General features: G+C 59.0%; 16 protein-coding genes. 7 read left to right on the forward strand and 9 right to left on the reverse strand.

Annotated features, from left to right (window positions below; translation table 11 throughout):
• Positions 1–286: 286 nt before the first annotated feature.
• Together CFB04_RS16475 and tkt are read left to right on the forward strand one after the other, a co-directional pair.
• Positions 287–1273 (forward strand): ROK family protein, encoded by a 987-nt coding sequence (locus CFB04_RS16475; RefSeq protein WP_088536410.1) that lies wholly within the window; start codon positions 287–289, stop codon positions 1271–1273.
• A 5-nt stretch (positions 1274–1278) separates the two neighbouring features.
• A complete protein-coding gene (tkt, locus tag CFB04_RS16480; protein ID WP_231934242.1) occupies positions 1279–3351 on the forward strand; it encodes a transketolase in 2073 nt (690 codons plus the stop codon).
• Positions 3352–3393: 42 nt separating this feature from the next.
• Here tkt and CFB04_RS16485 read toward each other — a convergent pair whose 3' ends face one another.
• Positions 3394–3876, reverse strand: coding sequence for a YchJ family protein (locus tag CFB04_RS16485; RefSeq protein WP_088536412.1), 483 nt, complete (start codon positions 3874–3876; stop codon positions 3394–3396).
• A 65-nt stretch (positions 3877–3941) separates the two neighbouring features.
• Entirely contained in the window at positions 3942–5024 is a 1083-nt protein-coding gene (locus CFB04_RS16490; protein ID WP_088536413.1) for a methyltransferase domain-containing protein, read from the reverse strand.
• Between the two features lie 91 nt (positions 5025–5115).
• Between CFB04_RS16490 and CFB04_RS18150 the strand changes: the two genes are divergently transcribed.
• Complete coding sequence (locus CFB04_RS18150) at positions 5116–5265, forward strand: hypothetical protein (RefSeq protein WP_088536414.1); 150 nt, start codon at positions 5116–5118, stop codon at positions 5263–5265.
• A 168-nt stretch (positions 5266–5433) separates the two neighbouring features.
• Here CFB04_RS18150 and CFB04_RS16500 read toward each other — a convergent pair whose 3' ends face one another.
• The gene (locus tag CFB04_RS16500) at positions 5434–5700 is read right to left on the reverse strand and encodes an Imm27 family immunity protein (protein ID WP_088536415.1); all 267 of its coding nucleotides are present in this window, start codon (positions 5698–5700) and stop codon (positions 5434–5436) included.
• 14 nt (positions 5701–5714) lie between these two features.
• Complete coding sequence (locus tag CFB04_RS16505) at positions 5715–6701, reverse strand: NAD(P)H-quinone oxidoreductase (protein WP_088536416.1); 987 nt, start codon at positions 6699–6701, stop codon at positions 5715–5717.
• A gap of 134 nt (positions 6702–6835) precedes the next feature.
• Between CFB04_RS16505 and CFB04_RS16510 the strand changes: the two genes are divergently transcribed.
• Both CFB04_RS16510 and CFB04_RS16515 read left to right on the forward strand, forming a co-directional pair.
• Positions 6836–7993, forward strand: coding sequence for an SMP-30/gluconolactonase/LRE family protein (locus CFB04_RS16510; protein ID WP_231934244.1), 1158 nt, complete (start codon positions 6836–6838; stop codon positions 7991–7993).
• Between the two features lie 67 nt (positions 7994–8060).
• The gene (locus CFB04_RS16515; RefSeq protein ID WP_088536417.1) at positions 8061–8252 is read left to right on the forward strand and encodes a ferredoxin; all 192 of its coding nucleotides are present in this window, start codon (positions 8061–8063) and stop codon (positions 8250–8252) included.
• Between the two features lie 74 nt (positions 8253–8326).
• On the opposite strand, the gene CFB04_RS16520 is transcribed toward CFB04_RS16515, so the two are convergent.
• The 5 genes from CFB04_RS16520 to CFB04_RS16540 are packed head-to-tail and all read right to left on the reverse strand — an operon-like array spanning position 8327 to position 11353.
• Positions 8327–8908: a putative metallopeptidase gene (locus CFB04_RS16520; protein WP_088536418.1), complete on the reverse strand. Its 582-nt coding sequence runs from the start codon at positions 8906–8908 to the stop codon at positions 8327–8329.
• Positions 8909–9196 carry a cytochrome C gene (locus tag CFB04_RS16525; RefSeq protein WP_088536419.1) on the reverse strand — a complete coding sequence of 96 codons (288 nt, stop codon included), beginning with the start codon at positions 9194–9196 and terminating at the stop codon, positions 8909–8911.
• A gap of 35 nt (positions 9197–9231) precedes the next feature.
• Entirely contained in the window at positions 9232–10014 is a 783-nt protein-coding gene (locus tag CFB04_RS16530; RefSeq protein ID WP_172825523.1) for an acyl-CoA dehydratase activase, read from the reverse strand.
• Between the two features lie 2 nt (positions 10015–10016).
• Positions 10017–11009, reverse strand: a complete 993-nt coding sequence (locus CFB04_RS16535) for a 2-hydroxyacyl-CoA dehydratase (protein ID WP_088536891.1) — start codon at positions 11007–11009, stop codon at positions 10017–10019.
• A gap of 2 nt (positions 11010–11011) precedes the next feature.
• Positions 11012–11353, reverse strand: a complete 342-nt coding sequence (locus tag CFB04_RS16540) for a hypothetical protein (protein WP_088536892.1) — start codon at positions 11351–11353, stop codon at positions 11012–11014.
• Positions 11354–11568: 215 nt separating this feature from the next.
• On the opposite strand from CFB04_RS16540, the gene murI reads away from it, so the two are divergent.
• Positions 11569–12411, forward strand: coding sequence for a glutamate racemase (murI, locus tag CFB04_RS16545; protein WP_088536420.1), 843 nt, complete (start codon positions 11569–11571; stop codon positions 12409–12411).
• Positions 12398–12976 (forward strand): GerMN domain-containing protein, encoded by a 579-nt coding sequence (locus tag CFB04_RS16550; RefSeq protein WP_088536421.1) that lies wholly within the window; start codon positions 12398–12400, stop codon positions 12974–12976. The genes murI and CFB04_RS16550 overlap by 14 nt, the downstream gene beginning before the upstream one ends.
• Positions 12977–12987: the final 11 nt, after the last annotated feature.

Raw genomic sequence — 12987 nt, forward strand, 5'->3', positions numbered from 1 at the left:
GGATGATGACGTATAAGACGAAGTGAATATTGCTGATAGAGAGGGTGCTGCTTCCGATCGCTCTAAAAAGAATAAGGGATGCAGTCAGACTCCTCATGCGGCAGGAAATGCCATATTAATTAATTTACTATAATTTTATGCCGGTGCAACGGAGATGATGCCTTTTCCGTCTAACCTCCAGGGTTCGGCACTGTCTGTGAAAACGAAAAAAGTGTGCTACCCTGAAAGTGCAGTTGTAGAGACGGCGGTATGATGCAATGCGTGCTGTTCTTTAAAGGAGAGAGGGATGAAGAGCGGAGCGGAATCGTGGGCCATAGGTGTCGACCTCGGCGGAACCAAGATTCAGGTGGCGCAGGTCGACTCGCGGGGGCAGGTTTTCGGCCGGTTGCGTGTACCTACGCGAGTCGATTCCGGGGCGGAGGGGGTAGTTGCGGATATTGTATCGGCAGTACGGGAACTGCTCGATCTGCAGGGAGCTGTTCCTGCGGGAATCGGCGTCGGAGTTGCCGGGCAGGTTTCCCCTGACGATGGGACGGTTTTTTTTGCACCCAACCTGAACTGGCTCGATGTTCCCCTGCAGGCGGACCTTACTCGGGCGCTAGGCCTGCCGGTGGTAGTCACCAATGACGTCCGTGCAGCAACTGTCGGGGAGTGGCTCCACGGTGCCGGTCGGGGGCACGACGACATAGTGTGCATGTTCGTGGGAACCGGGATCGGCGGCGGCATGGTGTGCGGGGGCAAGCTTCTGACGGGGTGCAGCAACAACGCGGGGGAGGTGGGTCATGCCACGGTGGACCTGCACGGCCCGATCTGTCATTGCGGCAACAGGGGGTGCCTTGAGGCTGTAGCGGGTGGGTGGGGGATCGCCCATCGCGCTCAGGAAGCGGTCATGGCTGATCCGGATGCGGGAAAAACGCTGATGGAGCTGGCCGAAGGGCGTCCCGACAAGATTACGACAGCCATGGTGGGCCGTCTGGCGCTGAGCGGAGATCCCCTGTGTCTACATCTCCTTGCGGAAACGGCTGAAGTTTTGGGGGCAGGGGCGGCTGCCCTTGTCAACGCCTTCAACCCCTGCTGTCTCATCCTCGGCGGCGGAGTCATCGAGGGAATTCCGGATCTCGTCCAGCAGGTGGAGCAGGAGGTGCACCGTCGCGCCCTACGTGCGGCCGTTACACCGCTGCAGGTCGTGCGCTCGGTCCTCGGGGGGGATGCGGGTGTAGTCGGTGCCGCAAGCCTTGCGCTTTCAACCTTCGCCGGCATCCGCCAGTCATGATGTCGGTGGGGGAAAGGGAATTCGGGGAGCTTGACCTGCTGTGCGTCAACACCATCAGGTTTCTATCCGTGGACGCTGTCGAAAACGCCGCCAGCGGGCATCCCGGAATGCCGCTCGGTGCTGCGCCCATGGCGTACGTCCTCTGGAGCCGGTTTCTACGCTGCAACCCCTCCAACCCATCCTGGTTCAACCGGGACCGCTTCGTCCTCTCGGCCGGACACGGCTCTGCTCTGCTCTATGCGCTGCTCCACCTTGCTGGTTATGATCTTTCTCTAGACGAGCTTCGCCGTTTCCGGCAGTGGGGGAGCCTGACACCGGGACACCCGGAGCGTGGCCATGTACCTGGGGTCGAGATGACTACGGGACCTCTTGGGCAGGGGCTGGCAAACATGGTGGGGATCGCGATGGCCGAGGCTCATATGGCAGCCCGCTACAACAGGCAGGGCTTTCCGGTGGTCGACCACTGGACATATGGCATTGCGGGAGACGGCGATCTCATGGAGGGTGTGGCGGCTGAGGCCGCTTCTCTCGCCGGGCACCTGCGGCTGGGAAAACTCATCTGTCTTTATGACGACAACCGTATGACTTTGGCTGCGGCAGCAGGTCTTTCATTTACAGAAGACCGCGCCGCGCGGTTTCAGGCTTACGGCTGGCATGTAACAGGAGTCGAGGACGGCAACGACCTTGCTGCGATCAACAATGCCATTGAAGAGGCGCGGAGGGAGACGACGCGACCTTCTCTGATCATCGTCCGCACTATCCTCGGCTATGGCTCCCCAAATCGTCAGAATACGCCTGCTGCTCACGGCTCTCCCCTCGGAAGGGAGGAGGTGAGGCTGACCAAGGAGCGGCTCGGGTGGCCGGATTCTCCTACTTTCCTGGTGCCCGAGGAAGCAGTGGCCTTTTTCCGTGAGGCGGTGGGAAAGGGGGCGATGGCAGAGGAGAAGTGGCACGAGCTTTATTCCTCCTATGAGGAGGCATTCCCCTGCGAAGCAGCCGAGTTGGGTCGTATGATGTGCGGGAAGTTGCCGGATGGCTGGGATGCCCGGCTGCCGGAGTATGGCGCTGACGCAAAGGGAAAATCAACAAGGGCCGTGTCGGGGGAGGTGCTGAACGTATTGGCTTCAGTTCTGCCTGGACTGTTGGGAGGGTCGGCGGACCTTGAGTCCTCCACCATGACCATCCTCAAGGAGATGGGTGACTTCGCCTCTCCCTCATGTCCGGTGGATGACAGGCAGGGGGCGGCGGGAGGAACGTGGGGGTATGCAGGCCGCAACATCCACTTCGGGGTGAGGGAGCATGGAATGGCGGCGGTCATGAACGGTATTGCCGGCCATGGTGGACTCATACCCTTCGGCTCGACCTTTCTGGTCTTCTCGGATTACCTGAAGCCGGCCTTGCGGCTCGCTGCACTGATGGGGTTGCACGTAATCCATGTTTTCACACACGACAGCATTGCCGTCGGGGAAGATGGCCCAACCCATCAGCCGGTAGAGCAACTGGCTGGGCTGCGGGCCATCCCGCGGCTCTTGGTAATCCGTCCCGGCGATGCCAACGAAACCGTTGCCGCGTGGCGTACGGCCGTAACCGCGGAGGGGCCGGTAGTGCTGGTTCTTTCCCGCCAGAACGTCCCGATCCTCGATCGCGCCAGGTTTGCCTCTGCCGAAGGGGTAGCCCGGGGGGGCTATGTTCTTGCCGATATGCCGGGAGGCGAGCCGCAGCTAATCCTGATCGCTTCGGGTTCCGAAGTCCCTCTGATCGCCGCAGCATGGGAAAAGCTGGTGGGGATGGGAGTGGCTGCGCGGGCGGTTTCGATGCCCTGCTGGGAGCTATTCCTGGAACAGCCTCAGGATTACCGCGACACTGTGCTGCCGCCGCAGGTGGAGGCCCGACTGGCGGTGGAGGCAGGGACCACCCAGGGATGGCACCGGTTCGTGGGGAGCCGCGGCCTTGTCATCGGAGTCGACCGGTTCGGCTCATCGGCTCCCGGTGATGAAGTGATGGAGAGGTATGGTTTTACCGTGGAGCACGTTACCGAGGCGGCCCTTGAATTAGCGGGAGTCAGGGAAGACGGGTGAGCCGGTAGTTGCCGGCTCACCCGCTCATGATGCCGAGCAGAATCAGGCGCCGCAGCATTTCTTGTATTTCGCCCCGCTGCCGCAGGGGCACGGTTCGTTGCGGCCGACCTTGTTGCTTGTTGCCGGCTTTTCAGCCACCATCTTCCCCTCGGTGAAGAGCCAGTGTCCCTCTTCTTTACTGAAGGCAGCGGCCTCGTGATGCACCCGCCGCACTCCCTTTTCCTTGTAGGTGGCGATGAATTCCACCTCTCCGGTGTTGTCGCCGCTCTTCCCCGCTTTTGTGTTCACTATCTCCAGGTTTTCCCACTCCGAATTTTCCGCCCAGATTTTTGTCCCCTTGTGGTCGTACCCCTGACGATGGTTCGGGTGGGTCGTTTCGTAGAGGTAATCCACCGCTGCTGTGGTGTAGGCGGAGTAGCGGGAGCGCATCAGCTCTTCGGCCGTATCGGCGATGCGTTGCCCGGAAATTAGAGGTTCGCAGCACTCGGCGTAGCTTCTGCCGGACTTGCAGGGACAGCTTTCCATTTATGGAGCTCCTTTCAATGCTAAAGTGAGAAACAGGCTGATGGTAAAGAAGCTCTTCCTCTTTTTCAAGAGATAAGGGGCACGAGAAACATTGCATCGAGCAGGGGAGCAGCTCGCTCCTGCTCCGAAGGCGTCAATTCGGCTATAGGATAAGGCTTACGGAACCGCCGGAGAAATGCGCGGTTGCTCCTGTCGAGGACGGGGTTGGGGAAGCCCAGCCTGCCTGCCACCTGCACCTTACTTAGCCGCAGTAACCCGGTACACTCCTGCAGCATCGGATTGAGCATCAGCCGGGCTCCTGCCGGAAGATTTTCCCGTGAGAGCGGAGCACTGCGACCCAGATAGGCTATGAAGTTCGTTGTCACTCCCCGTACTTCCTCCAGCCCCCGAAGCCGCTGCGTCTCCTCTTCCACATCCGCAAGCGCGCCCCAATGGGCGAAGCGGAGAGGGCGAAGCCCGGCCAGGGATATGAGCTCGCGAAACTGGTCGATCCGGAAGGTCAGCGCCTGGGGGTGGAGCAGCGCGTCGGCAAGGCCGGACCCGGATTTTGCTTCGCTGGACCCGGCAAGGTAGCGACCGAGCCGTGAAGCCGGATGGGCACGACGGATGAGCTTCTTCAGGGCGGAGATTTCCCTGATACCCAGAAGGCGCAGTGCACGGCGTATCGATTCCTCGTCTCGGCGGGCATACCGGCTGTAGACCATGATGCGTATGATGCCATCCGGGGCAAGCCGTCGCTCCAGTGCACGCAGACCTTCAAGCGGGTCGGCGAGGTGGTGCAGGACTCCGAAACAGTCGATGAAGTTGAAGAGGCCGGGGGCGGTGGAGGTGTCGAGGAGGTCTCCCTGCCGGTAATCGATGTTGAAGCAGCCGTGCAGGATGGAGTGAAGATGCGCTCTGTTCAGGTTACGGCGTGACAGGTCCAGGGCGGTAATTGCGGCGTTCCGGTTGGCGATGCCGGTCGGGTAGGGGGAGAAGCTTCCGCAGCCGGCAAGCAGTATGCGCCGCTGTTCCGGAAGCCTGCCGTAGAAGAAGGCGGAGAGGCTTTCGAGGTTGAGGTGATAGGTGTCGCAGGGGCGAACTGACACGAACAGGGGAAACTGGGGGTAGGGATGCCGTTCGTAGTGCATCCGGACGTCGTTGCTCATGCTGCTTCCTGGAGACGGACGGGTGAGGGTTGACAATATGACAGCTACGATTATGTTTTAAGCAGACGTAATCTACAAGGGGGAGGTTCACATGTTCTACTTCGTCAAGAACAGGAAGCTTCACCGGTTGCCGGTGCCCGAGCGGTGCGGCACCTCTTATGAGGACGAGAAGGTCTGGGATTACAAAGTTCACGATGTGGAGGAGTGTGTCTATTGCCTAAGGAGATGGCCGGGAGACTGACAGTCCTTAAACGCCTGCAGGAGCCGATTGCGGCCATTCGCTACGGAAGCTACGGTAGCGCCGCTGCACATAGCTCCTTTGCGGCCTGCAGCCCAGCCATCTTGCTGACCTGAAGCTTGCAGCAGGGAGGAGCCAGGTGTCCCGTTCAGAAGCGAGTGTTCCTGTGGTTCAAAGGCCGTATTTCTCCTGCGCTTCTTCCGGTGTCAGCACTCTCAGGCTAGGCGGGGCTCCAGGGAAGGCGCGGGACTGCTCCCAGAGCCTGCCGTCGGAAGGGTCCCGCCAGAGTTCTTCCCCAGACTTCGCAGCAGCTACATGTTCGAGGCGGTTCGCCGTCAGCCATTCGATTCGGTCGCTGACGGCATCCCCGGTCACCTTGCTTCCCAGATCGAGCCACATGCCGACAAGGCACGTTTCCTCAGGTTTCAACGCTTCCATTCGCTACCTGCGCCTTATCCGATTTTCAGGACGATTTTGCCGAAGTGCCGGTCCTCTTCCATCATCCGGTGTGCTTCTACGACCTGGTCGAGGGGGAACACCTTCTCGATGAGGGGTACGATCGTCCTATCGGCGAATTTAGGCAGTGCACGCCGGGTGAATTCTGCGACGATCTCACCTTTTTCGGAAACAGGCCGGGAGCGGAGCACGGAACCGATGATCTGTTGCCGCTTTACCATCATGAGGGCAAGGTTGAGCTCGGCCTTGATGCCGCTCGTGACACCGATGATCACGAGCTTCCCTTTGTAGGCGAGGGAATTCATGTTGGGCGCCAGGTACTTTGCTCCGATATGGTCGAGGATCAGGTCGACCCCTTTCTTGTTCGTATACTCCTTGACGATTTCAGTGAAATCCGGAGTTTCCTTGAAGTTTATGAGGAAGTCAGCGCCGATCTGTTTCACCCGGTCCATCTTTTCCGGGGAGGTCGTGACGATCAGCTTGCAGTTGGGGGTAAGCGCGCGGCAGAGCTGGATGCCGGCTGTGTTCACGCCGCCGCCGCCGCCGTGGAGGATTGCGGCCTGGCCATCCCTGAACTCGCCGATCATGAAGATGTTGAGGAACGCGGTGATGTAGGATTCACATACACATGCAGCTTCCTCGAAGCTCATGCTCTCCGGAATAGGCATCAGGTGGTTGGCATATGCGACGGCGTATTCGGCATATCCCCCCCCGCCTACCAGCGATATCACCCGGTCTCCCTTCTTCCAGCCGGTGACGCCGGGGCCGAGCTCTTCGATTACGCCTGCGACCTCAAGCCCAAGAATTTCGGAATCGCCTGGAGGGGGAGGGTACTTGCCTTCCCGCTGCACTAGGTCGGGCCGGTTTACCGTAGTGGCCATCACCTTTACGAGCACCTGGTTTTCCGCCGGCTTCGGGGTCTCCGCCTCGCCGACCTTTAGCACTTCGAGACCGCCAAATCCATCGAGCAGTACTGCTTTCATGATAGCCTCCATTGTTTTCATGTCATCGAAACGAAGTATGTATACACATGAAGTCGAAGAAAATCAAGGCTGCTTCCTGTGCACGATTGCCAGTCAAGGGAGGGGCGATATACTCATCAGGAAAGGAGGGGGCAATGAACCTGTTCCCATCAGCGAAATGCAAGAGCCTCAACAAAGAAATGATTTGTGCGCTGCTCTTCCTCTTGCCGCTGTTCCTCTTAAGCTGCACGACCTACCAGCCCCGTTCCGGTCCCGTTATCACTCCCCGTACCGCGGCCCTCTTCGAGGTGGCCGGGTTCGATGACCAGGTGACCGGAGTGGCTGTTTCTCGCAAAGGGCGGATCTTCGTCAATTTTCCGCGCTGGGGAAAGGACCCCCGTTACTCAGTGGCGGAGCTTCTGCCCGACAGGACGCTCCGCCCCTACCCCGATGCGAACTGGAACAGATGGGACGGCAAGGCCAATGATGCGGCCGGCCATTTCGTCTGCGTACAGAGCGTCTTCGTCGACAGAGAGGATAATCTCTGGATCCTTGATCCGGCATCCCCTTCATTCAAGGGAGTCGTGCCCGGCGGAGCCAAACTGCTGAAGGTGAACCTTGCTCACGACCGGGTGGAGCGGGTGTACCCGTTCGATTCATCCGCAGCGCCCTCCGCCGGCTACCTGAACGATGTGCGGATCGACCCAGCGGGAAAATTCGCCTATATAACCGAATCGGGGACAGGCGCCATAGTCGTTCTCGACCTGAAAACGGGGGAAAGCCGCCGCCTTCTCGACGGACACCCCTCAACAAGGGCGGAGCCGGGAGTGGTGCCCGTCATCGATGGCCGGGAATGGCGGGATGAGAAAGGGAAGGTGCCTCAGGTGCATGCAGACGGGATAGCCCTCGACGCAAAGGGGGAATACCTCTATTACCATGCCCTTACCGGCCGGACTCTATACCGTATCAAGACTGCATTTCTTAATGATCCCACCCTCTCACCAGAGGAGTTGGAACGCAGGGTCGAACGGTTGGCGGAGACCGGTCCGGTGGACGGAATGGAAATGTGGCGGGACGTCCTCTACTTCACTGCACTTGAGGAGAATGCCGTCAAAAACTTGCGGCCGGATGGATCGGTGGCGACGGTTGTGAGGGAGCCTCTTGTTCAATGGCCCGACAGCCTGGCGGTGGGACCGGACAACTACCTCTACGTTACCGCATCCCAGATCCATCGGTCTCCCCGTTTCAATAAGGGGGTCGACCGGCACGAGCCGCCGTACCGGCTCTTCAGGGTCTGGCTGGAACCGCTGTAGATGGACATCGGCCGTTTCGTTGCTACAATTGTGGTAATTTCCCTATCTCATCCAAAGGAGTGCTGTCATGGCGAAAACACCCTATGTCGACAAGGATGTCTGCATCAGTTGCGGACTGTGCATCAACAATTTACCCGATGTCTTTCGGTTTGACGATGACGGCAAAGCGGAATGCTTCGATGCTGAAGGTGCGTTGGAGGACGATATCCAGACCCAGGGGATCGATGCATGCCCCGTTTCCTGCATTCACTGGCAATAGCCCTGCCGTCTGATCTGCCGCGGCGGGGTCTCCTGCCCCGCCGCCTCGATTCATCATTCCAAGCTGAATAAAACCTAGCCGACTACCAGCAGCCTCGGTACGGGGTGTTTCCGTCCGACCACTGTGCCGTGCTGCGTCCTGAGATCCTCCAGATTCCCTTCCAGAAAATCTAGGAGCGTCCTGTCCTCGATCAGTTCCAGGTAGCGGTCTACCATCCGTCCCATGAGCTGGTTGTAGCGGCGCGTTGAGCTGCCATGGGCGTAGTTCCTGCCGGCGAAGCGCCGGATGTCGCCGTTGAACTCCGGGGAGATGTGGTACAGTTCGTGGAAAATCGTTACCAGCTTTTCCCGTAGAGGGAGGTCGAGGAACCTGGGCACGAGGAAGTAGATGAGATAGAGGATCTCCACGCCGCGATGGGTAATGGTTGGAAGGGAGCAGGTGCAGCGGCGTCGGCCGCGCCTGATCTCGGTTGTACGGACGCCGCCGGCAAAGCATAGCGGGTGGATCTTCGCATATACGCCATGGATTCCGCCGTTCCTGGTGCTGGAAACGCAGATTAGCAGCCTGTTCGGCTCTATGTGGTGCAGTTCACCGATGCGCCGGACGATGTCGCCGATCAACCGCTTAAGCGCACCGGTGATATTGAAGCTGCCCACCTAGATCTTCTGAAGTTTGTGGCAGAACAGGCAGCGCGACGGACCTTCCTTCGGTTTGACCGGATGGTTTGCCGGGAATGGGATTCCCCCCTGCTCGTTGTGGCACTGGGGGCATCCCTTGTCCGCCTCCATCTTGCTGCCCGTCTGTTTGAAGATCTCGTAAGACGGTTTATGATTCTCGTCGTACGGGACCTTCTTCGTCTTTTCTTCCCCCGAAATGGCGAAGAAAACGATGAGCACCCCCGCCACCAGGGCAATAAACAGCCAATCCTTTTTCGCAATTTTCATCGAACCTCCATAATGGCAGGTAGAGGCCCATGCCTTTACCTGTTTCTAAAAGTTGCGCATCCGATAGCGCCGTTGTGCTGCGGGTAGGTGGGGACGACGACCTGCATCCCGCTATCCCTTTCAAGAAGCTTGATCAGCCCCTGGTTCCGGGCGACCCCGCCGGTTACAACCACGTTAGACGAGGGGTATCGACGAAGCATGGGAAGAACCCGCTTGACGAGGGTCTGATTGACTCCCGCGCAGAGCCGGGGCACCGGATGCCCCTGCAGGATCTGGCCGATCAGCTCCGATTCGCCGAAGATGCCGCAGGTGGCGTCGAGTTTTACCGGGTCCTCCCAGTAGGATGACAACTCGTCGAGGCTGACTTCGAGAATGGCCGCCATGTTTTCCAGGTACCTGCCGCTGCTTGCCGCGCACTTGTCGTTCATGACGAAGTCGTCCAATCGTCCGCTGCGGACGAGGGCCACCTTCGTATCCTGCCCCCCCAGATCGAGCAGTGTGAAATCCCGCAGCCCCGTCTGGTGGAGAACTCCCGCCACGTGTGCCCGGATTTCCGAAATGACGGTGGCACCGCGAAGCGAAAGGGTATTGCGGCCGTAGCCGGTGGCGGCTATGGAAGCCTCCTCCAGTTCCATGGTAGTGAAGAACCCGGTGGCCGGCAGGTCGAGGCAAAGCTCCCCCCCCTCCAACCGGCCGAAGCGCTTGTAGAAGAGGACTGTGTCGAAGTCTGCCAGCCGCGGTTCATCCCCTTCCCGGATGAGTGCGAACTTTGCCTTTCTGCTTCCGAGATCGATTCCTATATGTATCCGGTTTTCCATGGCTACACGTTCTTCTTTCGTTCCTGGAGCATCTCGATGAACCCTTCGATGCGGATCTTGCTCCGGGCGTCTAAGGGGGAGGGTTTGTCCCCTTCGAGGGTGAGCACCGGGAAGGGAAGTTTTGCCCGGATGATCATATCCTCGATCTGGCGAAAGCAGAAGGACTGTACGTAGTGTATTACGCCGTCCACCCGCCTTTTCCCTGTCTCTGCAACGATGTCCGCGAGCCTGTGGAAGATGTCGTAGGGATAGGTATAGGCCAGATACTGCTGCACCAGATCGTCCAGGCAATACGGCATCGCGAACTGGCGCTGCGTCTCGTTGAATACGACCCGTGCACCGTGGGATTCCAGAAACCGGTACAGGTCGCTGAAGATCGGCGGCACCCCGATGTATGCGAGCCTGAGCGGCTGGTCTGAAGGGGTTCTGCCGGATGCCCTGGCCAGAAACGCATCGACCTCCTCTTCAAAGAGGTCCGGATCGCTGTTCATATCCGAGGTTGCAACCTGGAAGTAGTGGTTTTCCTCCCCACTGACGACGTTTTCCTGCCATGTGAGGCGGTCTATCTCCGAGACCTTCCGCCTTATCCTGTCGAGCCTTTCCTTGGACTGCCGCACTTTCTCTCTATCTACGCCGAAGTGGCTCATGAGCCGTTCTATCTCGGCGCGCAGGGAATCGGCATCCCGGCGGTGCGGGTAAGCGAAAGGGATCACGGTGACGCCATGAAGTGAAAGCACTTCCATAAGGGCTTTAGTGTAGCTGCAGTCCCCCTCGGTGACTGCAATCATCTCCTTGATTCCCCGTTCCAGGATGACTGAATAGATACCCTTGATCCAGCCGCATGTATTGCGGGGAAAGCCTGCCAGTTCAGCCTCATCTATCAGCTCAAGGCTTCTCGGGCTGGTGATGAAGATGTTGTTCAGGTCTACCGGGACTCGCCCGGCGGCAAGGATTATTTCCAGCGGAATTGTGGTTGTAAAGCCGACTGTGGTCACGGTCATTCCGATTTGACGAACAGGAAGTAGATGAGGGCGCCTCCAATTATGAGGGAGCCGAAGGCGAAGGGGAGAGTCGAGCCTAGACTGAGCTGGTCCCCTTCATGGCCTTGAAGCGTGAAGCGAACGAGTAGAATGGTCGAGACGCAGGCGAATAGAAACGCCAGCACGAACTTCGAACGCTTTACGACGGCGTAAAAGAAGACGACCATGAGCATCGTCAGGATAAGCGGGTTTTCCATGATCGACTTCAAGGTTAGGCTGGTGGCGAACCGGATCACATTTTCCGTTTCCAGCGGAGCTACCAGCTCCTTCGTCTTCGTCAGAAATGATTTGGTTCCCATCGCTTCCCCCGCGCCTCCCCCTCTCATAGCAGATTTAGTCCTCGAATTACAGCAGGATTTTCAGGAGGTTGCGCGCCAAATGCCTTGACACTGTCAGAGATGACCTAGTATATATGTCTTTTTCGACAGCTACAAGATACTCTTGATACACTTGAATGTGTGAGCATAGCGGCAGGCGGGTTTAGAGCACCGTGCCGGCAAGGAGACGTGCCATAGTGGCCTGGAAAGGTATAGGGATTTTCGATTCCGGAGTGGGGGGGCTTACTGTCCTCAAGGAGATAATGAAGACTCTTCCCCAGGAGGACACCATATATTTCGGGGATTCCGCGCGCTTCCCCTACGGTACGAAGTCCCCTGACACCATCGTCAGGTACAGCCACGAGATCGCCGCCTTTCTTTCCCACCGTGACATCAAGCTCCTCGTGGTCGCCTGCAATACCGCATCTGCAATGGCGCTCGAATCTCTCAAGCAGCAGTATGACATGCCCATCGTTGGCGTGATCGAGCCGGGGGCGCGCCGGGCGGTGACGGTGACGAGAACGGGGAGGGTGGGTGTAATCGGGACGGAGGGTACAATCCGGAGCGGCGCCTACACGAAGGCCATCAAGCGCATGAACCCTGAGGTCGAGGTGCTCACCCGGGCGTGCCCGCTTTTTGTTCCCCTGGCTGAAGAAGGCTGGGTCGATAATGATGTGGCGAGGCTTACGGCCAACCGTTATCTTCAGGGGCTCAAGGAGGAGGGGGTCGATACGCTGGTCCTGGGCTGCACCCATTACCCGCTCCTCAAGGGGATCATTTCGGAAGTGATGGGAGAAGGGGTTACGCTGGTCGATTCAGCCGAGGAGACGGCGCGCACCGTTGCCGAAATTCTTCGCGGGAGAGCGCTGCTGCGCCCTTCGGCAGAGAGGGGCAATCATCACTACTTCGTAACAGACGTGCCGGCGGGCTTCATACGGATCGGTAACCGCCTCTTCGGGGGGAAGCTCGGCGATGTCTTTCAGGTGAGCCTTGACGACCCTGAGCTGGCGGGAAGGGGAGCGGTGCATGAAGAGAGTTAGATCGCGGCGGAAGACGACGCTCATCTTTCTTGCGTTCCTGGTCTGCGCCGGCTTTCTGGGCCTGTTCATGCTGAAGCGGTACGAGACCAGGCATCCGCAGGTTCCGGCAGTTCCGGTTCCTCAACAATCGGGCAGCGTTTCCCTTACACTCTTCTTCGCCGCTCCCGATGGTTCCGGCCTGATTCGCGAGGGGCGCAACGTCGAACCGTGCAGCGCTACCGCAGAGTGCATCGGACGGCTCATCGAGGAGCTCGCAAGTGGGCCACTGGGAGAACTTGGGCCTACGATCCCGCCTAATACCGTTGCCCGTGGAGTGAACGTAGCGGGGGACATGGCGGTTATCGACCTTGAGGAGAGCTTCGTGGAGGGCCTGCCGCCGGGAAGCTCCGCGGAGATGATGGCGGCCTACTCCCTCGTCAACAGTATCGCGGTCAATTTCCCGCAGATCAGCAAGGTGCGATTATTGGTAGGTGGCAAGGGTGTAGAAACGCTGAAGGAGCATCTTGATATCCGGGAGCCTCTTTCTCCCGATTTTTCTCTGGAAAAGAACGCCGCGGCACAGTGACCGATGCTGCT

It is taken from the genome of Geobacter sp. DSM 9736 (assembly GCF_900187405.1).
Taxonomy (GTDB): Bacteria; Desulfobacterota; Desulfuromonadia; order Geobacterales; family Geobacteraceae; genus DSM-9736.

What these genes read in the sequence shown, in the direction of transcription:
- CFB04_RS16475 (WP_088536410.1), top strand. Translation starts at nt 287, where the DNA reads ATGAAGAGCGGAGCGGAATCGTGGGCCATAGGTGTCGACCTCGGCGGA.
- CFB04_RS16485 (WP_088536412.1), bottom strand. Translation starts at nt 3,876, where the DNA reads ATGGAAAGCTGTCCCTGCAAGTCCGGCAGAAGCTACGCCGAGTGCTGC.
- CFB04_RS16490 (WP_088536413.1), bottom strand. Translation starts at nt 5,024, where the DNA reads ATGAGCAACGACGTCCGGATGCACTACGAACGGCATCCCTACCCCCAG.
- CFB04_RS18150 (WP_088536414.1), top strand. Translation starts at nt 5,116, where the DNA reads ATGTTCTACTTCGTCAAGAACAGGAAGCTTCACCGGTTGCCGGTGCCC.
- CFB04_RS16500 (WP_088536415.1), bottom strand. Translation starts at nt 5,700, where the DNA reads ATGGAAGCGTTGAAACCTGAGGAAACGTGCCTTGTCGGCATGTGGCTC.
- CFB04_RS16505 (WP_088536416.1), bottom strand. Translation starts at nt 6,701, where the DNA reads ATGAAAGCAGTACTGCTCGATGGATTTGGCGGTCTCGAAGTGCTAAAG.
- CFB04_RS16510 (WP_231934244.1), top strand. Translation starts at nt 6,836, where the DNA reads ATGAACCTGTTCCCATCAGCGAAATGCAAGAGCCTCAACAAAGAAATG.
- CFB04_RS16515 (WP_088536417.1), top strand. Translation starts at nt 8,061, where the DNA reads ATGGCGAAAACACCCTATGTCGACAAGGATGTCTGCATCAGTTGCGGA.
- CFB04_RS16525 (WP_088536419.1), bottom strand. Translation starts at nt 9,196, where the DNA reads ATGAAAATTGCGAAAAAGGATTGGCTGTTTATTGCCCTGGTGGCGGGG.
- CFB04_RS16530 (WP_172825523.1), bottom strand. Translation starts at nt 10,014, where the DNA reads ATGGAAAACCGGATACATATAGGAATCGATCTCGGAAGCAGAAAGGCA.
- CFB04_RS16540 (WP_088536892.1), bottom strand. Translation starts at nt 11,353, where the DNA reads ATGGGAACCAAATCATTTCTGACGAAGACGAAGGAGCTGGTAGCTCCG.
- CFB04_RS16550 (WP_088536421.1), top strand. Translation starts at nt 12,398, where the DNA reads ATGAAGAGAGTTAGATCGCGGCGGAAGACGACGCTCATCTTTCTTGCG.